The sequence below is a fragment of the Kitasatospora sp. NPDC056273 genome, from assembly GCF_042268845.1.
GTDB lineage: Bacteria > Actinomycetota > Actinomycetes > Streptomycetales > Streptomycetaceae > Kitasatospora.
Genome location: NZ_JBHJSJ010000051.1, coordinates 1 through 22,979, shown reverse-complemented (window position 1 = coordinate 22,979; position 22,979 = coordinate 1). Strand labels below are relative to the sequence as shown.

General features: G+C 71.5%; 13 protein-coding genes. 5 read left to right on the top strand and 8 right to left on the bottom strand.

The window, feature by feature from the left end; genetic code table 11:
* Positions 1-57 precede the first annotated feature (57 nt).
* Genes drmB through ACFCY1_RS32540 form a run of 5 tightly spaced genes read right to left on the bottom strand, consistent with a single transcriptional unit; the run spans position 58 to position 12,163 of the window.
* Positions 58-1,914, bottom strand: coding sequence for a DrmB family protein (gene drmB / locus ACFCY1_RS32560; RefSeq protein ID WP_375876907.1), 1,857 nt, complete (start codon positions 1,912-1,914; stop codon positions 58-60).
* Positions 1,911-5,168 carry a helicase-related protein gene (locus tag ACFCY1_RS32555; protein ID WP_375876906.1) on the bottom strand — a complete coding sequence of 1,086 codons (3,258 nt, stop codon included), beginning with the start codon at positions 5,166-5,168 and terminating at the stop codon, positions 1,911-1,913. Before ACFCY1_RS32555 ends, drmB begins: the two co-directional genes overlap by 4 nt.
* Positions 5,165-7,081: a UvrD-helicase domain-containing protein gene (locus ACFCY1_RS32550; RefSeq protein ID WP_375876905.1), complete on the bottom strand. Its 1,917-nt coding sequence runs from the start codon at positions 7,079-7,081 to the stop codon at positions 5,165-5,167. The genes ACFCY1_RS32555 and ACFCY1_RS32550 overlap by 4 nt, the downstream gene beginning before the upstream one ends.
* Positions 7,078-11,844: a DEAD/DEAH box helicase gene (locus tag ACFCY1_RS32545; protein ID WP_375876904.1), complete on the bottom strand. Its 4,767-nt coding sequence runs from the start codon at positions 11,842-11,844 to the stop codon at positions 7,078-7,080. The genes ACFCY1_RS32550 and ACFCY1_RS32545 overlap by 4 nt, the downstream gene beginning before the upstream one ends.
* Before the next feature lie 58 nt (positions 11,845-11,902).
* Positions 11,903-12,163 carry a hypothetical protein gene (locus ACFCY1_RS32540; RefSeq protein ID WP_375876903.1) on the bottom strand — a complete coding sequence of 87 codons (261 nt, stop codon included), beginning with the start codon at positions 12,161-12,163 and terminating at the stop codon, positions 11,903-11,905.
* 434 nt (positions 12,164-12,597) lie between these two features.
* Here ACFCY1_RS32540 and ACFCY1_RS32535 point away from each other — a divergent pair, with 434 nt between their 5' ends.
* The 3 genes from ACFCY1_RS32535 to ACFCY1_RS32525 are packed head-to-tail and all read left to right on the top strand — an operon-like array spanning position 12,598 to position 16,654.
* Positions 12,598-14,748, top strand: coding sequence for a helix-turn-helix transcriptional regulator (locus tag ACFCY1_RS32535; RefSeq protein WP_049649225.1), 2,151 nt, complete (start codon positions 12,598-12,600; stop codon positions 14,746-14,748).
* The gene (locus ACFCY1_RS32530; RefSeq protein WP_049649224.1) at positions 14,745-15,749 is read left to right on the top strand and encodes a hypothetical protein; all 1,005 of its coding nucleotides are present in this window, start codon (positions 14,745-14,747) and stop codon (positions 15,747-15,749) included. The genes ACFCY1_RS32535 and ACFCY1_RS32530 overlap by 4 nt, the downstream gene beginning before the upstream one ends.
* Positions 15,746-16,654: a DUF6339 family protein gene (locus ACFCY1_RS32525; RefSeq protein WP_375876902.1), complete on the top strand. Its 909-nt coding sequence runs from the start codon at positions 15,746-15,748 to the stop codon at positions 16,652-16,654. The genes ACFCY1_RS32530 and ACFCY1_RS32525 overlap by 4 nt, the downstream gene beginning before the upstream one ends.
* On the opposite strand, the gene ACFCY1_RS32520 is transcribed toward ACFCY1_RS32525, so the two are convergent.
* Both ACFCY1_RS32520 and ACFCY1_RS32515 read right to left on the bottom strand, forming a co-directional pair.
* Positions 16,576-17,970, bottom strand: coding sequence for a DNA cytosine methyltransferase (locus ACFCY1_RS32520; protein WP_375876901.1), 1,395 nt, complete (start codon positions 17,968-17,970; stop codon positions 16,576-16,578). The two genes, ACFCY1_RS32525 and ACFCY1_RS32520, sit on opposite strands and share 79 nt — an antisense overlap.
* Positions 17,971-17,981: 11 nt before the next feature.
* The gene (locus ACFCY1_RS32515) at positions 17,982-18,458 is read right to left on the bottom strand and encodes a very short patch repair endonuclease (RefSeq protein WP_049649221.1); all 477 of its coding nucleotides are present in this window, start codon (positions 18,456-18,458) and stop codon (positions 17,982-17,984) included.
* Between the two features lie 290 nt (positions 18,459-18,748).
* On the opposite strand from ACFCY1_RS32515, the gene ACFCY1_RS32510 reads away from it, so the two are divergent.
* Together ACFCY1_RS32510 and ACFCY1_RS32505 are read left to right on the top strand one after the other, a co-directional pair.
* Positions 18,749-20,176, top strand: a complete 1,428-nt coding sequence (locus tag ACFCY1_RS32510) for an APC family permease (RefSeq protein WP_375876900.1) — start codon at positions 18,749-18,751, stop codon at positions 20,174-20,176.
* A gap of 53 nt (positions 20,177-20,229) precedes the next feature.
* Positions 20,230-21,867, top strand: coding sequence for an amidohydrolase (locus ACFCY1_RS32505; RefSeq protein WP_375876899.1), 1,638 nt, complete (start codon positions 20,230-20,232; stop codon positions 21,865-21,867).
* An 84-nt stretch (positions 21,868-21,951) separates the two neighbouring features.
* Here ACFCY1_RS32505 and ACFCY1_RS32500 read toward each other — a convergent pair whose 3' ends face one another.
* Entirely contained in the window at positions 21,952-22,659 is a 708-nt protein-coding gene (locus ACFCY1_RS32500; protein ID WP_117490533.1) for a TetR/AcrR family transcriptional regulator, read from the bottom strand.
* Positions 22,660-22,979: the final 320 nt, after the last annotated feature.

Here is a 22,979-nt window from a genome sequence, read left to right as displayed (position 1 = left end):
CGTGACACCGGGGCGGGACGGCACCGGCCGTGCCGTCCCGCCCTCGGCGCCCGGTGCTCAGCGGGTGAGCAGGTGCGCGAGGAACCCGATCGACGGGTCCTCCGGGGTGCCGACGAGCAGGGCCCGGTCGAGCAGGCCGTTGTTGTGCTCGCAACTGGTCTCCGGGAGCATCACGCAGGCGTGACAGGCGGCCAGATTGGTGCCACCCGCGCCGGAGACCTCGGTCTCGATGCACAGGGGGTCGGCGGAGCACCACTCGGCACGGTGGACGGCCGAGCTCACGGCCTGGGCCAGGCGGTCGATCTCGCCTTGGGCGACCAGGCCGCCGAGGCTGCCGGCCGAGTCACTGGTGGCCGTGTAGATCAGCACCCCGGCCATTTCGTCGCCCGAGTAGATCCGTTCGCGCAGCGAGGCGGCCGGGTAGCCCGAGTCCAGACTCCATTCGTTGATCATCACGTGCGCGAAGGTGTGCAGCAGGGCCATGCGCGGCGTGGTGGGGGAGACCGGGACCCGGGCCGGATCGGAGGCTCGTTCGGTGAGGACCCGCTGGTGGTGGTGCCGCATACGGGCCACCCGGTCGACGACGGCGGGCTGTTCGGCCCAGGCGTCCACCTGCTCCTCGTCGAACCGGAGGAACACCCCCTCGCCGTGGACCTCCATGGCGGGCAACCAGTCGGTGGGAGCGAGCGACAACTGCGCCTCGTGGCCCTCGGCGGAGGTCTCGGGATCGATGACCCGGGTGAAGGACTTCAGTGCGCGGACCTCGCGCAGTTTCTTCACCAGCATCGGGGTGACCAGGCCCAGCTCGGTCAGGGGCTTCTCGTCGCCGATCGGCGGCTCGCAGACGAACTGCTCGGTGTGGTGCCCGGATTCCTCCGGGTTGCCGGCACACAGACGCCGGAACTCCAGGTCGCGCAGGGCCCGGTAGCGCTGCTCCTGGTCCCGATCGGGGGTGTCCTCGGCGGAGGGGTCCTCGGCCTCCATCGCGGAGATCAGGTCCAGGACCTGCTGGGGACTCACCGGGGACGTGGACCCCTTGAAGATGTACTTCAGGTGGATCTCGATCTGGGCGAGGTCGGAACACGCGCGGAGATCGTCCCAGTGCTCGTCCAGGGCGTGCACCCGGGTGTCGCTCCACGGGGGGATGGACAGGGCCGAGCGCAGCACCGGCTGCCAGACGGAGGAGGAGCCGCGTTGGAGCGTCCGGGGCCTCCGGGAGCAGGGGATCCTGTCGGCCCCCTTCAGCCAGGGGCGATCGCCCGGACAGTCGAACCCCAGCTCCTTGAGGGCGCCGGCCCGGAAGGAGCCCTCCATGGACACCTCGGGCACGCCGCAGGAACAGGAGATCACGACGGAACGGAGCGAGGCGGTGCGTCCGGAGGACGTCAGGCTCATCCGACCGCCGCAGAAGCCGCTCTCGGCGCGCCGGCCCCGATGCAGCCACCGCCAGTACGGGAAGTCGGAGATGTGCCCGTCCTCGCAGGCGACCACGAACCGGGAGGGCACCAGCGGCTCGCCGCACTCGCCGCACTCGTTCCGTCCGGGCGGAGAGTTGAACTTCCGTACGTGGTCCAGCGCGTGGCACTCGGGGCAGTGGTGCCAGAGGGGGAAGCGGCGCACCCGGATGCCGTCGCGACTGCCGTCACCGGAAGCGGGCGGCAGACGGAAGTGCGTCACTCCCAGCACCCGGGCGAGACGGGGTTCGCGGATCACCGGGGCCTCGTCGCGCGGCCACTGGTCCGCCGCGCCGTCGATGCCCGAGACGATGAAGGACTCCTGTTCCACGGCGACCAACGAACCCACGCCGTAGGTGGTGATGGCCTGGGCCCGACGGACCGCGCCGCGCCGGGGCAGGTTGTGGGCCGGAGTCGTGGAGCCGGCGGTGCGCCGTCGACGGGACGGGGGCGGGGTCATCGGGATGCCTCCATGAACAGGGCGGACTCGGCGTCGACGTCGCGCAGGGACCACAGGGTCTCCCACGCCTCGACGTCCTCCAGGGCGTCGTCGTAGGGCTTGAGCAGCGAGGGGTTGGAACGCCCGCGCTTCGGTTCGTAGCACAGGTTGCCGTTCGCTTCGGCCTCCTCGTACCACCATCCGACGAACTCCTCGAAGGCCGCGTCGACGTGGTCGACCTCCTCCGGGGAGACGTTCGCGACCCGGTCGAGGATCAGCGGGCGGATCCGCTCCCGCAGTTCCTCGTGGAAGAGGTCGATCCGCCCCGCGTCCTCGTCCCTGCGGGCCGCCGGGATCAGGATGCGGGCCAGTGCGACGATCACCGCGTGCAGGCCACGGTCACGGGCCCGGGCCGAGAACGGCGTCACCGAGGTGGACTCGACCTCGCGGTAGAGCGCGGAGTGGAAGTGCTGGAAGTTCTCGTAGTGCGAACGGTCCCTGGAACGGCTCGAGTTGAGCATCACCGCGACCAGGCCCGGGTGGGCGCGGCCGACCCGGCTGGTGGCCTGGATGTACTCGGCGGTGGTCTGCGGCTGGCCCATGACGGCCATCAGACCGAGTCGGTCCACGTCCACGCCGACGGCGATCATGTTGGTGGCCAGCAGCACGTCCACCACGTCCGCCGTGTCACCGTCCGTCAGCCTGCGCTCGATCTGCTTCAGCCGGGCCGGGATCTCGCTGGCGTCCACCCGGCTGGTCAGCTCGGAGTAGTTGCCGACGGACCGCGGCTCGCTCCCGTCGCGTTCGGCCAGGTGCTCCAGATAGGCCACGACGTCGTCGTGGACCTGGAGTTCGGCGGCGGACAGCAGACGGAGGCTGTTGAAGTAGCCGACCAGGGTCCAGTAGGCGTCGCGCACCTCCTGGCGCGCGTCGGTCCGCAGTGCCTGGTGGAGCAGCGTGGCGTAGGTGCGGATCAGCAGGGTGGACTGGCTCGTGCCGGGGGTGAGCAGGCCCACGTAGCGGCGCGACGCCTTCTCGTTCGCCGGGGTCTCCACGGCGAACCACGAATCGCGGGCGTCCAGTCCGGCGGGCGGGAACTGCCGTACCTCGCGGGAGAACAGGGCCCTGCCCTGGTCGGCGGCCCGGCGGATGGTCGCGGTGGAGGCGATCACCTTGGGCCGCTCGGCGAGCACGTCGACGGCGGTCTCGTACAGGCCGGTCAGGGTGCCCAGCGGTCCGGAGATCAGGTGCAGCTCGTCCTGCACGATCAACTCCGGCGGAGGGGTGGAGTCCTGACGGTCCCGGTTGAAGAGGGCGGCGGTCTGTTCCCGCCAGGGCATCGAGGCGAACTTGTCGACGGTGGCGATCACCAGGGTGGGCCGGGCCGCGTACACCGCCTGGTCGATCAGGTGCACGGGCAGCCCGTCGGAGAACGCGCAGTCCGTGCCGGGGCAGCGCACGTCCATCCGCTTGGCCTCCTCGTCCACTGCGTAGCGGTGGGCGTCCAGGGCGGTCCCGCACCACGGACAGGCGTGCAACTGGACGGGATTCTCCGTCTGGAGCACCCGGCCGGAGCGGGCGGCGGCGAGCTGCCGGGAGGCCACCTCCAGGGTGTTCGGCGTGGCGGAGCGCCCCACCCACATGCCGATGGAGATCTTCTCGTGGCCCAGTTCCCCGGGGTTCTCCAGCCGCATCCGCTCCATGGCGCAGATCAGGATGGCGGCGCGCTCGAACTGCTGGAGGGTCAGCAGGCGCAGCGTGTAGCGCATCAGGACGGTGACCCCGCCGCCGGCCGGTCCGAGCCGCTTGCGGCGCAGGAAGGTGGTCAGGGCGATCAGGCCCAGGTACGCCTCGGTCTTGCCACCACCGGTGGGGAACCACAGCAGGTCGGACACGCCCCGGTCGGGGTGCTCCGGGTCGTCCACCCCGGCCAGGCACAGCAGTACGAAGGCGATCTGGAACGGACGCCAGCGTGCCGTCGTCGGGTCGGGTTCGCCGATCCGGCCGCTCTTGACCCAGGCGGCCCGGGCCCGCTGGGTCGCCATCGCCCGGTTGGCCAGGCGGAACGCCCACATCAGGTCGGGTTTGTCGCGCAGCAGCGCGATGCCCCCCCGGATCCGTTCCAGGGCCTCGCGGCAGGCGCGGACCTGCTCGGCGGCGGCCGTCTCGTACGAGGTACCGGCGAGTTCGGCGGCTTCGTCCCGCTTCCGCTCGATCCACCGTTCGTAGCCGTCGGCCAGCCCGTCCAACGCGGCGATCACTTCGGCGTCCCCGGCCTCGGCCAGGCCGAGCATGGTGAGGGCACTCGCGTCGATCGTCGGGTTGGAGTCGGTGAGCAGCACCTCGTGCGTGGGCACGAACTCGGTGCGCACCTCGCTCACTCCCGCCTGCACCACGTCGGTGAGGCCGATCGGGGGCGGGGTCCAGTCCCATACCGCCGCGCAGCCGTGGCCGGTGGCGAAGGTGGGGGCGTGCCGGTGCAGCAGCCTGCTGCTCTCCAGCTCGGGGTCCACGGCGGACAGCGTGGTCGGACGTTCCACGAACGCACTGGACCCGTCGGCGGCACGGACCGTCAGCCCGGCCTGGAACAGGGCGAAGGCGTCCTGGAGCTCCCGCTCGCCGACCCTCTGCTCGTTCACCAGGGTGACCGTGACGGTGACCGTGCCGGTCTCCTTCGACGGGCGGCGGACGTGCACGTCCAGCCGGACCGGTCGGTCGATCGGGTAGTAGTCGCCACGACGGTCCGGGAGGGCGAGGTCGATCGTGACGTCCGCCAGGTCGAGTTCCACCCGACGCCAGTGCTCCCGCTGGTCGGAGGTGGTGCGGGCCTCGCTGCGACGCGCCGAGACCTTGCGCCCTTCGGCGTCCTCCGGCTCGTACACGGCGGCACGGGCCGAGACCACGATCTCCCGGCACACGGTGGGGTCGACCGCGAAGGTCAGACCGACACTGGACGGCCGTCGACCGCCGGAGTCGTGGTGGTCGACGGACGGGCCGGACTCGTCGAGGCCGGCCGACCTGGGCAGGGGCTCCTCGTCGAGGCCGCTCTGTTCCTCGTCGTCCTCCTCGAGACGACGGCTCGCCGCGGCGTCCGCCGGGCGCGGGTAGAGCACGCCGATGGGATAGCGGGTGATCGGGGCGTCCTGGTCCAGGACCTCGGCCCGGTCCTCGGCGGAGTCCCCGATGTCGGGGCCCAGCAGCTCCCGGCGGAGCCGGGACACCAGGTCCTCACGGACCCGGTAGTGCTCGGCGTGCCGCCCTGCGTGGATGGTCATTCCTGCTCCTCCTGGGTTCCGGTGGTGTGCCGGAACCGTCCGATTCCGCTGATGCGAGGGGCGATCCACACCCCGTGGTCGCCGAGGCCCGCGTTGGCCCCGGCGGCCGGACTGCCCGCGACCGACTCCAGGCAGTCGATGCGCAGACCGGAGATCTCCTCGGGCCAGCGGATCTCCCACGTGGAGCCGACCTTGAGGACGGAGTGCAACTGACTCCGGAAGACCTCGGAGGCGTCGCCGATCTCCCGCCCTTCGTGCAGCAGGGCGTACCGAGGGCTCTGCTCGGAGCCCATGGGGAGGGCGTCACGCAGCCGCAACGACACCGCGTCCCCCGGCCGTACCCGCTCCAGCAGGTAAGCCTGGGCGCCGGGGGCGTCACCGACGGCGTCGGCCGGTTCCAGGGCGTCCACGTCTCCGGCCCGCACTTCGATGCCGTCGCGCCGCCACTGCAGACGCTGGTTCGGGACTCCCCGGTACAGCCGGCCGGTCGGCTTGTGCCTGAGCACCGTCACCGTGTCAGGCGGGGCGACCCGGTACAGGTCCTCCCGCGCCCGGGTCATCGCCACGTAGAGCGCGCGGGCCTCGGCGGGAACGTCCGGTGCCTCGGTGCGGCGACGCAGTTCGGCGACGGTCGGCGGGTTGAGCACGATCACCCGGTCGAACTCCAGGCCCTTGGAGCGGTGCACCGTGGACACCACGAGCCGGGCCGGTTCCGGATCGGCCAACTCGTCCGGGAACCGGCGCTCCGCCACCAGACGGCGCAACCGCACCACGTCGAGGGTGCCCCGCCCGGCGCCGCGTGCCGCCGGGCGCAGGGATCGCCACACCCGGTCGAGGTCGGTCTCCTCGGGCAGGGGGATCGCGGCGAGCAGGTCACGCAGTCGCTCCTCGGCCAGGGTGGCGGCCGCGGTCCGACGCAGCACCTCGGCGACCCAGTACGGCACCGGCCGGTCCCGGAGCGGGCGGCGCAGGGCGTGCGGGACGCCCTGGGTGTGCAGCAGCTCCGAGACGACCAGAGCCTGCCGGTTGTCGCGGCACAGGATCGCGCAGGTGCCGGGGAACGACCGCAGCGTGTCCAGCGTGAACGAGTCGGTGAACGAGCCCAGGTCGGGCAGATCGAGCAGCAGCTCGCGCAGCTCCTCGTGGAGGCGTTCGGCGGCCGTGTCCGCGCCTTCGGGGGCGCTGCCGACGGCCTGGACGGCGGGGCCGAGCGGGAGCGCGGTGCGCGCTTCGGGGGTGACGGCCCGGAAGTTGCGGGTCAGCCGCAGCTCCTCCAGGTCGTCGGCATAGGAGATCCGCACCCAGCGGAGGAAGAGGTCGGCGCGATCGGCGTACTCCTCCGGGTCCTCGATCTGGAAGTCGTAGATCGCCTGGGCGGAGTCGCCGACCAGGGTGAACCCGCAGGAGTCCTGGAGCCGGTCGAGCAACGACTCCACCATCTCCCGGCGGGCGCCCACCAGGTCCTGCACCTCGTCGATGATCACGTGCGTGGGCGGGCCTGCCTCCAGGGACTCCAGCGCGCCCTTCTCGATCGCGTCGGTGGCCGCCCGGATCCGCTCGTCGAACGAGAGCGCCGACCACTCCCCGTCCGGGTGCGCCTGGAGCAGCAGGGAGTAGGCCCAGGAGTCGAAGGTCTGTACCCGTACCCGTCGCGCGTGTTCCCCGTGTCGGGCGATCCGGTCGCGCAGCTCCCGGACGGCGGCGCGGGAGAAGCTGAGGACCAGCAGCTCGGACGCCTCCAGCGCCTCGTCCGGGTCGGTGTGTCCGACGAGCGCGTCCATGCGGCGCACCAGGGTGTGGGTCTTGCCCGTCCCCGCTCCCGCGGTGACCAGCAGCCGGGTGTCCCACGGCCGGTCCACGACGGCCTGCTGTTCGGCGGTGAGGACGGGGCCGTCCTCGGGGTGGGTGGTCATCGGTTGCTCCACAGGTGCTCGAACTGCGTGAAGGCGAGGGCGGTGTCGAAGTTCCGGATGTTGTCGCGGACGTTGAGGATGAGGCAGGTGTCCTTGCCGCCGTTGCGGGGGCCGCGCAGACCGCGGCCGATCATCTGCTGGTACACGTTGGGGCTGTAGACGGGCCGGGCGACGACGACCGCGCGGGTGGCGGGGGCGTCGAAGCCCTGGGTGAGCACCCCGTAGTTGGTGAGCACGCGTACTCGGCCGTCACGGAAGTCCCGGATCCTGGAACGACGGTCGCTGTCGGAGGTGGTGGCGTCCACCGAGGAAGCCGAGATCCCGCGGTCCATCAGCATGGCCGCCAGGTACTTGGCGTGCTCCACGGAGGTGGCGAAGACCAGCACCGGCCAGTTCGCGTCCATGTCCGCGACCTCGTCGACGATGCGGCGGCTGCGGTCGTGGTCGTCGGCCAGACGCTGCTCGGCGGCCTTGGACAGCAGACTGAACTGCTCGGCGCTCTCCCGCTCCTGGCGCGACAGTTCGATGGTGCCGCCGGTCAGCTCCTTGTGCTCGACGTGTGCCAGTACACCGATCTCCTGGAGGTGGCCGTAGGCGTCGTCGGAGGGGAAGACGCCCTCGTCCAGCCGACGGGTGCCGAACCTGTTGACCAGCCGGCGGGTCTCCTCCTCGTTGTGGCCGCGGAACGGGGTGGCGGTGAGACCGAGGAGGTGCCGATCCGTCCGGTGCTGGGTCAGGCCGAGCAGGCTCAGGATCTCGGTGTAGCTCGGGCTGGTGGCCACGTGCGCCTCGTCCACCACCACCAGGGCGGCGGCCCGCAGCCAGGCGTAGCGGTCGGTGTCGAGGCACACCCGCAGCTTGGCGTCGGTGGCCACCACGAGCTGCGGCCCGTCGGTGACCGGGGCGGCCTCGTTCGAGGTCCACAGCCGGTTGATCGTCAGCCGCTCCTGCGCGCCGGCCTTGCTCCAGACGAACTGCCAGCTCTGTACGGCCTGTTCGCACAGTTCCTCGGTCTGGGCGATCCACAGGATCGGACCGTTCAGCTCACCGGCCTGCTTGACCCAACGGATGACGGCTTCGGCGGTGACCCGCGTCTTGCCGGCGCCGGTGGGCAGGGAGAGCATGGCGCGCTGCGGGGCGAGTCGGTCCAGCATCTCGAAGATGTTGAGGGCGAGACGTTCCTGGTACTCGTGCAGGCGGGGGAAGTCCCGGGGGCCGTCCACGGTCAGGCTCTGTTCGAGGGCCGGGGCCCGGTATCCGGCAAAGGGCGCGGGCAGGCCGAGATCGGCGACGAAGGAGACCGCCGCCGGGCCCCCGGTGTAGGAGGACGGGGCGCTCGGGAAGCGTTCCTGGATGTCGCGCGCATGGGTCTTGAGCACGCTGTCGCCGTGCGCGTTGAACGCCATCTGCGCGATCCGGCGACCGGTGGGCTCCGGCCCGTCCGGATCCTGGCGCTCGGCGTCCATGAGTCCTGAGGGGAGCCGGTCGCGCAGGGCCTCTGCACCGATCAGCAGTTCCAGCTTGGCCGTCACGTCCTCGGCCTCGCGGATCGCCTTGAGCGAGGAACGCACCTTCTCGTCCTGCTCCTGACGGACCTGCGCCTCCAGGAGCGCCCGGCAGCCGGCCTCTCCCATCCGCAGACCCAACTCGCGGTCCACGGCCCGGAGCGTGCCCAGCCGGTCCAGCGAGTCCACGACCTTGATCACGTTGCCCTGGCGGGCGCTCGCCAGGGACTTCGCCCGGGCACCGTGCGGGGTACGGACGACCTCCTCCAGCGTGGAGCAGCGCAGCAGCGAGTAGGTGCCGACCGAGCCGCCCATCTTCTGCCGCAGCGTCGGGAACTCCTCGTCCAGCGGAACCGGCTCCACGCTCGACTCGTGCCGGGTCTCCCGGCTGACGACGTCGTCGTGGCGCAGCATGCCCCACTGCTCGACCATGAGGTCGGCGGACTCCTGGTCCGGCATCAGCAGCGCGGGCACCCGCTCGGCCTGCAAGGAGCGGTACTCCTCCGGGTTCGCGGCGACGGCGATCTCGCCGTCCGCCCGGGTGTCCCAGGCGTCGCCGATCCGGCAGCGGGTCAGCGAGTCCTCGGGGAAGGGGATCTCCAACCGGGTCAGCAGGGCGTAGGTGGAACCGACGAAGGTGTCGTCCTCGCTCTCCTGGAGTTTCTCCAGGAGCTGCTCCCACTGCTTCGTACGGACCTTCTCGACGCTGTCCGCGAGCCCGAGCTTCCGGGACTTCTCCTCGCTGATCGACGCCACCGGGAGCACATCACGGTAGCCGCCGAGCTGCGGTCCCACGGCTTCCTTGAGGGGCCTGAGGCCCTGGGACGTCTCGATCAGACCGTGCCGGGAGATCATCCACCGGATGGGGGACTGCACCGATCGACGGGAGTCGACCTGGGCCCCGATCTGCAGGGTCCAGTGCTCGACCAGCGCGTCCTCCGGCAGCGCCCGGACGAAGGCCGCGCGGGCCGGCTCCGAGAGCCGGGGCAGCAGGTGCAGGGGCCCACCGACGGGCGAACCGTCGATCCTGATCCTGGCCAGGGTCGGCCGACTCGCCCGGTCGTCGAGCGTACGGCAGTACGCCGCGTGCGCGGCGGCCCGGTACTCCTCGAACCAGGGCTCCTCCTCGGGCCTGTGCTTGCCGGTCGGGCGGTCCCGCAGGCCCAACTCGCGGAAGAATCCCGCGTCGTCGGAGTGGAAGCGCATGTCCACCGCGATCTCGGGGTCGCTCTCCGCGGTGACGACGACACCGGGCAGCATGCAGTCGCGCATGGTGTGGAAGCGGCCGTCCGCCGTCCGCACCATCAGCGTCTCCAGGGGCGCGTCCACCCGAGTGGTCACCTCATGGCCCACCACGGAGGCACCCGCCCGGTGGAAGAGCTCCCAGAACCGGTTCCACTCCTGCGGGCCGTACGAGCCGAAGCCCTGGTCGAGGACGCTCACGAAGCGCCCCCGGACGTCGGCTTCCTGGATGCCGAGGGCGGTGAGGGCGGAGTGCAGCGACGGGTCGTCGGACAGGGCGCGGTCCACGTAGACCAGCGACTCCCGCAGGCCGTCCTCCTCGGTGCGGCGGTACACCACGCTTCCCCGAGGGGCGACCAGGCCGTTCTCCTCGGTGAGCACGATCCTGGCCGTGCGGGCCTCCGCGGCGCAGCCGGCGTTCGAAGCGATCATGTCGGCGACGATCCGGACGGCCGTCGCCGAAGCCTCGGCCGTGCCGTCGGAGACCAGCGCCTCGAGCCACTCGACGATCGAGGCCCGCTGCCGGCGGGCGGCGGCCAGGATGTGCTGGACCTTGCCCGTGCGCAGGTCGGTGGCCTCGGCCGAGGGGTGCACCCAGTCGCGAGGGCGCCCGGGGTACGCGTGCCAGGACCGAAGCCAGCGGTTGACCGCGGTGCCGTCCTTCCCCAGGTCCGGGTGGATGTTCAGGCTGCCGGGGACGCGCAGGACACCGTCCTGGTCGGGCAGCGACGGCCGCACCGCGGTGGTGGCCCAGATCTGCTCGGTGAGCAGCCGGTCGGCCCAACTGATCGTCTCCACGCCCTTGGAACGGCCCGGCAGCAGCGGGAGGTACGCGCCGGGGTCCTCCGCCGGCGCGAGTTCGGGCAGCGAGTCGACCACCAGGCCGGCGGCGGTCCGGATCATCTCGACGTTGAACGGCGAGGAGTCCAGCAGGTTCTGCCGGTCCTCGTTGGTCTTCCACGCCCCGTTCAGGATGCCGCTGAGGGTCATCTCGTACTTGGTCGGGAAGAACGACCAGAACCGGCCCCGCCCCTTGGCGTCGGCGTAGCCGAGCAGGCCGGTCCGCTCGTCCGTGTTGTAGGCCGGGACCGCCCAGGCCAGGTCGACGGTCAGCCGGTCGTGCAGCTCGCCCGCGTCGCGTCGGGCGACCTCGGTCGGTTCGTGGGTGCGGGTGAAGACCCGCCACTGCGAGGTCGCCGGCGGCTTGCCGACCCGTTCCTCCTGGATCGTGTGCAGGTTGCCGACCCGCTCGGCCTGGAGGGCCCGGCGCGCGATCGGGCGGGGCCGGCGGTCCTCCAGGACCACCTGGCCCACGTGCGGGGAGAACAGGTGGAAGCCGGACGGGAATTCCTCGCGGGTGTCGTGACCGGCGGTGCCCTGGTGGCCGTGCATGTCCTTGCCCAGCCGATCGGCGGCGCCGGGCAGCAGCGGGAGACGGACCACCGTGGTGGCCCACGCCAGCAGTTCGTCCAGCACCTGGTCCTTGAGGCGCTCGGCCGCCATGTCCAGCTCGCGGGCCATGCGCAGTACGGGTGCCTCGAACTCCGCGCCGAACCGCTCGCGCACCCCGGGCACGTTGCGGATCAGCTCGAACGACCAGGCCCGGTCGAAGCCGAAGCTGCCCTCGCGGCTGAAGAATTCGGGCGCGTCGGTCACCACCAGGACCGACTTCACCCCCACACCGAACCGGCCGATCTGCCCGCCGCGCTTGCGGGACGTGCTCATGCGCAGGATGGTCTCCGCGCCGTCGGGCGTCACCGGGTCGCCCTGGTTGGCGCAGTACAGATGGGTGCCGGTGAGGACGACGTGGATCCGGCCGCCGGGCTCGTCGCGCAGCTCGTCGGCCGCGTTCTGGACGAGTTCGAAGAGCTGCCGGTCGCCGTACCCGCCCTGGGTGATGCGGCGTTCGCCGTTGGCGTGTTCGGGGATCAGGCCCGGGTCGACGGCATAGGTCTCCAGGACACGGAGGGACTGCTCGACGACGGTGCGGATCACGGGGGACTGCGGGTCGGCCACGAATGGTTCCACTTCGGGTGCGGAGGAAAGGTGGGCGCGAAGACTGTCGGACGTTCCGTCAGTGGGTGCGGTGAACGGTGACCGTGACGATGTAGCGGCGAGTGCGGCCGGTGATGCGCTGACACTGGCCGGGGTTCCGGCGCGGGCGGCGAGCCTGGGCCTCGGTGTCACGGATGGCGTTCCGGTAGATGGCGACCATGTCGGGGGTCAGGTCGTGCAGGTAGAGGTACACGCCCAGGGCCTGCGGGTCGTCGGCGAGCGCGTCGCAGGTGGAGACGATGGAACGCATGTGGTGGTTCGGGGAGTGCTTCGGGGACACCGCGGTACCTGCGCTTTCGCATTCGTGGGATTGCACGACGGGATGGTGCGAACTGGTGCAGGAGGAGAACGGGCCGCGCGAGGATCCACGGAATCCGCGAAGGAATTCCGGAGGCAGCCGTAGAGTATTCCCCCCCAGGAAAAAGATGTACCACACCCCGTGCCAGGGCTTCCTTCCGCGGCTCCTGCCGTGGAATTGGCAACGACCTTACCCGCGGCTCCGGCGTCCTGCAACTGTGGTCATAAGGGGCCATCGGGTTAATTCGGACAAGAGGGCGAGGGCTCTCGATTCCTTTTTCTCGATTGCGTCCAATGCCTTCCCGCATTGAAGTCGGCGCCTGTCAAGGGTTTGTTGACAAGATGGTGACCCTGTCAATCGTGCGTGCTATCGTGGCTCTCACCTCGTGAAACAGGCCATGCGGAAGCAGGTGGGACGTGAAGGCGGCTGAGGAGTTCGGCCCCTGGCTGGCGCGCCAGCTCAGGAATGCAGGGAAGAGCCAGACCGATCTGGCGATCGACCTGGAAGTGACCCGGGCCGCCGTCTCGGCTTGGATCGTGGGACGCTCCGTGCCCCGGGACGACACCGTCCGGCGCATCGCCGAAGTGCTCAACACCGACCTGGAGACCATCCACACCCGCAGCGCCGACGCCCAACTCGGCCTGCCCGTCGACTGGTACCACCGGCCGGCCCACCCCGACGGCGGCCGGGAGTACGGCAACGCCGCCGCCTTCGCCTTCGAGGCGGATGTCTCGGTACTCGCCCGCGAAGCCACCCAGAACAGTCTCGACGCCCGCCTCGATCCGGCCGAGCCGGTCCGCGTACGCTACACCCTGCACGAGCTCACCGGGGAGACTCTCGCCCGGTTCCGCGAGGCCATCCGATGGGATCGCCTGTCTCCGCACTACGAGGCGCTCACCGCCGACGGCGGGAAGCAGAGCAAGGTGTCGCGCACGATCGCGGCCGGGCTGCGCGACATGTACCAGAACGACCGCCTGGTGCTGCTCCGGGTCGACGACTACAACGCCACCGGCCTGACCGGTGATGACTACGCGGACGGGCTCTTCGCCGCCGTGGTCCGTCGTCAACTCGACAGCCACAAGCGGGATCTCGGCGCAGGTGGTTCCTACGGTCTGGGCAAGGCCACACTGTGGGCGACCAGCCGACTCGGCCTGGTGCTGATCAACTCGACCCTCTCCGAACCGCACGAGGGGCGCACCGAGCGACGGCTCATCGGCCGACTCGACCTGCCCTGGCGCGAGGTCGACGGTCGGGCGTGCGCCGGCCCGGCCTGGTTCGGACGTGCCGACCCGGTCAACGGGGCCGCGGAAGTGGTCCGTTCCTGGTGGGCGGACGAAGAGACCGTGGAGAATCTCCATCTCACCCGTGAGAGCGGGGCCCCCGGCACGTCGTTCCTCATCGTCGGCGCCCACGACGTGGCCAGCCTGTCGGCCGTCAACGGTGCCGTGGACGAGGAGGAGACCACCGAGGACGACGACTCCATCCACCGCATGCACGCCCGACTGGTCGACGCGCTCGGTCGCAACTTCTGGGCCGCGATGACCGGCGGCGGTGAGCACAGGCCGCACCTGGAGGCGTCCGTCCGTACCTATCGCAACGGCGAAGAACTCATTCGAGAGGAGCACGTGGACCCGGCCGCGGCCCAGCCCGCCCGGACCCGTGCGCTGCGGGCCTTCCTGGAGGGCGCCACCGTCGACCGTCTCACCGGACGCGGTCAGGTCGCCCGGGCCACCGTGACGCTCAAGGTTCCGCTCCACGGCGGCGGCCCGGCACATGGTTTCGTGCCGCACGAGGCCGTGGTCCTGGTCACCGACGCCGAGGACGCCGACGGTCGCTCCAACCGCGTGGTCTCCATGCGGGGCAACCGTATGACGGTCAAGGACAGTGCCGTTCCCAATATGCCGATCGGCACCAACCCTTTTCAGGCCGTCCTCCTCACCGGCCGCGCGGCGGGCCCGGACGCGCTCGGCGCCGAGGCTGCCGAGGAGTTCCTCCGGGCCTCCGAGCCGCCGGAGCACAACAAGTGGGGGCAGACGGAGGAGCTGCGGCTCTCCTACTCCCCCTCCGCCTACCGGCGCATCAACAACCTGACCACCGAGGTGAACGCCGCCGTGCGTGACCTCGTCGCCATTCCCAAGGCCAAGCGCCGCAACGGGGGAGAAGCCAAGATCGCCGGTCGGCTCAAGGTCGGCGGCGCGACGAAGAAGCGGCCACGTCAGGCGGCCGCCGCGGCCCTGCCCGAACTGGACAACGTGGATGCGGTGATCGACGAGACGGGGGCCTGGTCGGTCACCGTGGACCTCCGGATCCCGTCCGGAGCGGATTCGGGCCGTCCGGTCACGCCGGTCGCCAAGTTCGACGTGCGCTCCGGCCCGCGGCCGGCCGCGCCGTGGAAGGAGCTCGTCGCCGTCACCGGCTGCGAGGTGGTCGACGGATCCTTGCACCTGTCACCGGGCAGCCGCAAGGCCGTTTTCCGAGGCGTCACCGACGTCTCCCGCCACCCGGTCCGGGCCCAACTCACCGGACTCGTCGTCGAACTCCGCAGCGGAAAGGAGGAGCAGGCGTGAAGGTCTACCCCTACCGACGATTCACCGGAACCGTGTCCTGGCGCGTCGACAGCGCCCAGCTCAAGGCCGAGGGCGAGCCCTGGGAGGATCTGGAGAGCAAGTACCTCTCCACCATCGAACGCGTCGTCGCCCTCGGGCCGGACGAGGACCGCCCCGACTGGACCCAGGCCCGGCTCCGCCTGTCCGTCGAACTCCCGGCGAAGGCCGTGGACCCGTCCGGGCCCTGGCAGAACGTCAAGGTCGTCGCGGTTCTCGCCGAGCGTGCCACCAACACCCGTACGACGACGGAGTTCTCCCCGGTCTCCGAGGACGGTCGCGCGCGGACGGCCGAGCTCTACCTGTACCGGTGCGACCTCCTCGATCGTTCCTCGCTCACTGTGCACGTGGTGGCCACCGTGGACGGCGTGCCCGGCCGGGTGATCGCCACCTCCGACGTGGAGTGGTTCGTCGACGTGATCGAGGCCGTTCCGTCGCTCGCCCGTGAACTCGACGTCAAGATGCTCAAGTTCGGGTCCGGAGCGAGTCGGCTCCAGCAGTTCAAGGACTCGCCGTGGCTGGTCGACACCACCGGCCGCATCCCGCTCGTGCGCGTCAACTCCGACTTCGACGGGCTCGGCGACCTGATCGGCGCCGACGGCGGAAGCGGCCCGGAGAAGACCGTCCGGGAGCTCCTGCTCGCCCAGATGTGCTCCGAGGTCTGGACGGCGGTCTTCCACTCCGCCGTCGGCGACCTGGAGGTCGAGGAGGACGGCACCCCGGTCTTCCCGCACGGCTGGCAGGGCGAGGTGCTCCGGGAGATGCTCCCGGACGTGTACGCCGACCGTGAGCCGGAGGCCGCCCTGCGGGCGGTCCACAGGGCTCGCACCGGGGCGACCGCCGCCGGTTGGGGTGAACTCCAATCCCGGATCCACTACGCCGCCTCCCGGCGGGCAGGCGTCCCCCGGACGCTCTCCGCCACCATCCACGACCTGGAACGCCTCACGCAGGGGGACGACGCATGACCGACCGGCCCGACTACCTCCCGGGGCGGCTCGCCCTGCTGCCCGGCGCCGAGGCGACGGAGTTCGTCACCGAGGGCCTGCTCACCGGTCGTGAGAGCGTGCCGAGCATCAAGCTCAACCGGGTCACCGAACCGCTCCCGCACGCCGACCGACGCGGCGAACTGCAACCCGTCCGCGACCTGGTCGATGACGCCATGGCCTACTGCCGGGCCGGCGGGCTCAAGGTCACCCAGGCCGACGCCTGGCTGGCTCCCCGCCTCCACGCCGTGCTCCGACTCACCCGCCGCGAGGCGGCCGACCCCGGCTTCTGGAACTACCTCGCCCTCGGCGTCGCCCCGGACTACGTGGTCTGGCGGCACCTGGCGGAACCCAAGGACGGCAAGCCGGCCAAGGTGGCGTCCGACCGCTTTCGCGGGACGTACCACAAGCAGGCCTTCTCCCGGCTGTGGTGGGCGGCCGAACTCTTCCGCGACGGGGCGGACTACGCCCCCGTGGTCGCGGCCTGCGGCAACCAGGACATCCTGAACACGGCGCTACGGATGTCCGTGATCAATCACCGGCCGACCGCGCAGGCGGTCGCACGGCTGGTCGCGAAGGGAACGGTCACCGGTGGGCGCGAGGCGAACGCCCTGGCCGGGGCCGTCAACGCCTCCGCGGCGACCCTGATGTACGACGTGATCGCACCCGACCACCCCGATCGCGACCCTCGCCCGTTGCTGGACTGGATCGACGAGGCCGAGACCGCCCGCCAGGTGTCACGGAACGCGCTCCCGGCGGGCCCCGCTGAGGAACCCGCGCCGGAGCTGTCCGTGAGCGTATTGGTGGACTACTTCGCCGACCTCTTCGCGGACGCACCGGTTCGCGGGCGGGACGTGGCAGCGGCGGAGGTCGATGCGGATGCCTGACGCTTGGACGTCGGCCTGATCTTCTTCGGGCAGTCGGGACCGCATCCCTTTCCGTCCGGGTCGTCGCAGCCCGACTTGCGCAGGGTGATGCGGTCCTCGGCGGAGGCGACTTCCCAGTCCGCCAGTACCTTCTCCTCCTGAAAATGCGGAATTCCCAGTGCCGCCGCCAGCACGTGCATGCCGAACAGCGGCGGCACGGCATTGCCCACCTGCTGGGACTGGTCTCCGCCGTCCCAGGGGTAGTTGGGCGGGAAGGTCTGGAGGATGCCGGCCTCCCGGATGGTCATCCGATCCGGGTCGTGAGGGGCGCGACCGCCCGGAGTCTGGACGACGTTACGGGAGGCTTTGCCGGTGACCGTGAACGAGGGCTGCCGGTACGTGCGGATGCCGCGCTTCTCGGGATCGCCTCCGGTGCCGTAGTTGGACTTGATCTCGAAAGGCGTCTTCCGGCCCTCGGGCATCCGTTCTGTCGCCCGCAGGACGTCCCACATGGGAACCCAAGGCCTGAGCGGCGGCTCGCCTCCCGCCACCGGAAGCGCGATCTGCTTCTCTCCGGCGACTGCCTTCTCGTCCTGGGGCCCTCCCTGGATCGGGTTGTGCGGGTTGTACGCATGGTGAGTCGGACGGGGGAGTCGTGGGGAGCCGTGCGCGGCCAGCCTGGCGACGAGGATCGTGCGACGGCGGGTCTGAGGGACGCCGTACTCCTCGGTGCGAAGCGTCGCGATCTCCGCGACCTGGTACTTCACCTCCATCCCGTCCGGACCGGGCAGGCCTGCTTCCAGCACCTTCTTGTAGGCCTGCCACAGGGCCTTGACCTGCGGGACCTGTTCCAGGACGATCACGTCGAACGGCCGTCCCTCACGGTTCCGGCAGTAGAGGGCCTTGATCGCGTATCGAAGGGGTTCCAGGACCAGGGCAGTCCTGTTGTCGTCGCCCAGCTCCGCCAAGCGCCTGTCGATCTCCTCGTCGGACACCCGGTCCAGCAGCGCGTGGATGACCTCCTCGACCTTGGCCAGGGCCTCGCGCCCGGCGCCGTTGCCGGCGACCGAGTACGTCTGGCAAGGCGGGCCACCCGCGAGCACGTTCAGCTCCTTGGGCAAGTCCTGGAACCGCTCCCGCCGGACCTGGCTGACATCCGCGTGCAACGTCTCGAGGCCGGCCGCGTAACGCGTCTCACAGGCGTCCTTGTCCCACTCGATGCCGAGGGAACGCACACCGAGCAGGTGTGCGGCCACGTCGAGACCGCCCGGACCGGCGAAAAGGTCCAGAACATATGGTTTCGCGAGAAATGAAGCGGATGCGTCCGAGCTGGTCATGTGGCCAGAGTCTAGCCGGCGGCGGGCGGTGTGATGTACTCGGTCGGCCCCGGTGCCGTCTTCCGCACGCTGCCCGCCCGCCGTTCGTGCACCAGAGCTACGATCCGTTCGGCGGCCTCGGCGGCGTTCTCGTGTTCCCAGACGCGGACGGACAGCCAGCCGGCCTCGGCGAGGCGGGCGTCCGTGTCGACGTCCCGAGAGCGGTTCTTCTCGATCTTCTCGCGCCAGAAGTCGGCGTTGTTCTTCGGCCATGTCGCGTGCTCGGGGCAGCCGTGCCAGAAGCAGCCATCGACGAAGACCGCGACGCGCGCGGGGCCGAAGAGCACATCGGCCTCACGGCGTACGCCCTTGAGCGGTTTGCGGTGGACACGGTAGCGGAGCCCCGCGGCGTGCAGGGTCCTGCGGAGGGTGACCTCGATACCGGTGTCGTGACTGCGCTGCTTGCTCATCCGGGCGCGGATCTTCGGAGTGGTCTCCAGGGAGGGCATGATCCCATTCTGGCTCCGGACACCGACAACGCGTCGAGCGGAGCATGACCACCGCTGGACCCGCCCGGTGGCGCTTTCGGTGGTGCGCGCCGCCTTATGACAACGGCATTGACGTGTGACGGCGCCGCCGGTTTCATGGCTCGCACTTCCGGCCCGCGTCACCCCCCACGACCGGTACGGGAGCTTCCCCCACACGCGCACCCCACGACCAAGGCGGTGATCCGTTGGCATCGACGGTGAAGGACACGGGCGGCGGTCCGAGAGCGGACGCGGCAGGAACGCACGTCGCGATGCACAAGTCGCTCGGTCTGCTGGACGGGGCGGCGATCGCCGCCTCCAGCACGGCCGCCACCAGCAGCATCGGGATCGGCCTGGGGCTGCTGGCCGGGGTGGTCGGCCTGCACCTTCCGGCGATCATGCTGCTGGCCTTCCTGCCGGTGCTCGCCATCGCCGGCGGGTACGGGCGGCTGAACGCCGTCGAGCCGGACGCGGGCAGCAGCTACCGGTGGGTCGGGCGCACCCTCAGCCCCTGGTTGGGCTTCCTCACCGGGTGGGTGAACACCGTGGGGACCGTCGTCTTCATGGCGTACACCACGACCGTCACCGGCTCCTCGATCGTCCAGCTGCTCGACCAGGCCCACGTCCGCAGCGTGGCCGGGCTGCGGCTCGACGCCGACTCCACCGTCCAGTGCACCCTGATCGGCCTGGTGGTGCTGGTGGGCGCCGCGCTGGTCGCGGTGCGCGGACTGGACCTGGCGGCCCGGCTGCAGAAGGCGCTGCTGGTCTTCGAGTACGCCGTCCTGCTCGGCTTCTGCGGCTACGGGCTGTTCGCCGGCGACCAGCCGTTCTCGCTCCAGTGGTTCAACCCCTTCGACATCCCCTCCTTCGACGCCGTCGCCCAGGGCATGGTGCTGGCGGTGTTCTGCTACTGGGGCTTCGAGTCGGTGTTCAGCGTCGGCGAGGAGGTGCGCGACCCGCGGGACGCCTCCCGGGGCGGCCTGCTGGCCCTGGTGGTGATGCTGGCGCTGTTCCTGCTCGCCGGCACCGCCTTCCAGCGGGTCCTGCCGATCGACGAGCTGGCCGACAACGGCGCCCACGGGCTGACCTACTTCGGCACGAAGCTGGCCGAACAGCCGCTGGCCGCACTGCCGTTGATCGCGCTGATGTTCTCCGCGGTGGCCTCGCTGCAGTCCTCGGTGATCCCGACCGCGCGCGGGATGTACGCGATGGGGCGCGACCGGGTGCTCGGCCCGGTCTGGACCCGCCTGCACCCCCGGCACGCCACGCCCGCCGTCGGCACCCTGCTGATCACCGGCGTCGCCGTCGCCCTGGCGCTGGCCTCCATCGCCATCCCGACCGTCAACGACCTGATCTCGGCCGCGGTCAACGCGATCGGCATCGTCGTCGCCCTCTACTACGCGCTGACCGCCGTCGCGGCCGCCGTCCGGTTCCGCCACCTGCTGCGCACCGCCCCGCTGGAGGGGCTGCGCGCAGTGGTCGGGCCGCTGCTGGGCGCGGCGGCGCTGCTCGCCGTCGGCGGCTACCTCGCCTGGACCTTCTACGACTCCACGGACCACTTCGAACTCGCCGCCGACAACGGCTGGTTCGAGCTGTCCGTGGTGATCATGATGATCGTCAGCGGGCTGCCGGCGGCGGCCTGGGCCCGCTGGCGGCGGCGCTCGCCGTACTTCCTGCGGGAGGACGCGGCGGCCGGGTAGCCGCCCGTACGACGCACGACCAGGCACGACCACGCGAGAACGGAGCACCACCCATGACCCAGGCCGATCTGGTCTTCACCCATGGCCCCGTCCACACCGGCGACGCGGCCCGCACCCGGGCGAGCGGGCTGGCGGTCGTCGGCGAGCGGATCGCCGCCGTCGGGCACGACGAGGTCCGGGAGCTGATCGGGCCGCGGACCGAGGTCGTCGACCTCACCGGCAAGCTGCTGCTGCCCGGCTTCCAGGACGCCCACATCCACGCCGTGTTCGGCGGCGCCGAGCTGGCCTCCTGCGACCTCACCGGGACGGTCGGCGTCGCCGACTACCTGGAGCGGATCCGGGCGTACGCCGAGGCCCACCCGGACCAGGAGTGGATCACCGGCAGCGGGTGGTCGATGGAGAGCTTCGAAGGCGGCCTGCCCACCCGGCAGCTGCTCGACTCCGTCGTCCCCGACCGGCCGGTGTACCTCACCAACCGGGACCACCACGGCGCCTGGGCCAACACCCGGGCGCTGGAACTCGCCGGGCTCACCGCCGACACCCCCGACCCGGCCGACGGGCGGATCGAGCGCGAGGCCGACGGCACCCCCGGCGGCACCCTCCAGGAGGGCGCCACCGCCCTGGTCGCCCGGCTGCTGCCGCCCGCCACCGCCGCCGACCGGCTGGCCGGACTGCTCCGCGCCCAGCGGCTGCTGCACTCGCTCGGCATCACCGGCTGGCAGGACGCGCTGCTCGGCGAGTTCAACGGCCAGCCGGACCCGTCCGACGCCTACCTGGCCGCCGCCCGCTCCGGCGCGCTCACCGCCCGGGTGACCGGCGCGCTCTGGTGGGACCGGGACCGCGGCGCCGACCAGATCCCCGACCTCGTGCGGCGGCGCGCGGAACTGGCCCACGGACGGTTCCGGGCCGGCTCGGTGAAGATCATGCAGGACGGCATCGCGGAGAACTTCACCGCCGCGATGACCAGCCCGTACCTGGACGGCTGCGGCTGCGCCACCGCCAACTCCGGCCTCAGCTTCGTCGACCCGGAGGCCCTGCGCGGGTACGTCACCGCACTGGACGCGCTCGACTTCCAGGTGCACTTCCACGCGCTCGGCGACCGGGCCGTGCGCGAGGCGCTGGACGCGATCGAAGCCGCCCGCACCGCCAACGGCCGGCGCGGCGCCCGGCACCACCTCGCCCACCTCCAGGTGGTCCACCCGGACGACCTCCCGCGCTTCGCCCGGCTCGGCGCCGTCGCCAACATCCAGCCGCTCTGGGCCGCGCACGAGCCGCAGATGGACGAGCTGACCATCCCGTTCCTCGGGCCGGAGCGGGCCGCCTGGCAGTACCCGTTCGGCTCCCTCCAGCGGGCCGGCGCCACCCTCGCGGCGGGCAGCGACTGGCCGGTGAGCAGCCCGGACCCGCTGGCGGGGCTGCACGTGGCGGTCAACCGGATGGAGCCGGAGGCCACCGGCGGGCGGGTCTTCCTGCCCGAGCAGCGGCTCGACCTGGGCTCGGCCATCGCCGCGTACACGGCCGGCAGCGCGTACCTCAACGGGCACGACGACGCCGGGGTGCTGGCCGTTGGGCGGCTCGCGGACCTGGTGGTGCTCGACCGGGACATCCTCACCGGGCCGCCGGAGGAGATCGCGCAGGCGCGGGTGGAGCGCACCTACGTCGGCGGGGAGCTGGTGCACGCGGCGGACTGACCGCGGCAGGGGCCGGACCGGCCGCCGGTGGTGGGCGCACGGGGGCCCACCCCCGGCGGCGCTCGCGTTCCCCGGATCGGGGGTTCAGCCCCCGGCGGCCCGCAGCCGGGCCTCGGCGGCGTCCAGCAGCAGGTCCAGGGCGTACGGGTAGCCGCTGCGGCGCATGTCGGCGGTGAGCAGGTGGGCGGTGGCCGCGATGTGGGGGTGCTCGGCGGCGTCGAGCCGGGCGTAGGAGGCCTGCCAGACCTCGAGGTCGGCGTTCTGGGCGGCGGACGGCAGGGCGAGGGTGGCGGCGTCCAGGGCGGCGAAGCCGAGGCTCTGGTCGACGAAGGCGTGGTAGATCCGGACGGCCTCCGGGTCCGGGAAGCCCGCCGTGCGCAGGACGCCGAGGATCGCCTCGACGGCGGCGATCTCGTGGGCGCGGCCGGTGGTGCGGTGGGCGGCGAGGATGGCGGCCTGCGGGTGGGCCAGGTAGCTGGCGTGGATGCGCAGGCCGATGGCACGCAGGTCGGCGCGCCAGTCGCCGGTGGGCCGCCAGTCGTGCTGGGCCCGGCCGATCAGCTCGTCGGCGACGGCGAGCAGCAGGTCGTCGGTGCTGTGGAAGTAGCGGTAGACCGCGCTCGGATCGGCCCCGAGCGCGGCGCCCAGCCGCCGCACCGTGAGCGCCTCGGCGCCGTGCCGGCCGATCAGCCGGATCGCGGTGTCGACGATCAGCTCGGCGGACAGCACCACACCCTGCTTGGTGGGTCGCCGCCGCCGCCGTTGCGGCTCGGGGACTACGCGGTCGGTCATGCGCCCGAGGTTATGTCAAGGATGCTGACACAAACCAGGGGTCGGGAGCGGAAGCCCGGCCTCAGCAGGAGACGGTGCGGCACGCGGCCGCCCGGGCGCCGAAGCCGCGGACGGCGGGGGAGGCGCGGGAGGCGTGGGAGGCGGGTTCCGGGGCCGCGTCGGACGAGGGCCGGGAGCGGCGCGCACGGGCATTGGTGGGCAGGTCTGCGGCGCCTAGGATGCGATCATGGTGCGTCCTGAAAGCTGGTCCAGGCTCGCGGGTGGAAGTCCCGTCCGGGTAGACACCGGAGTGCCCGGTAGCAGGTCCCGGTTCGTCGTGG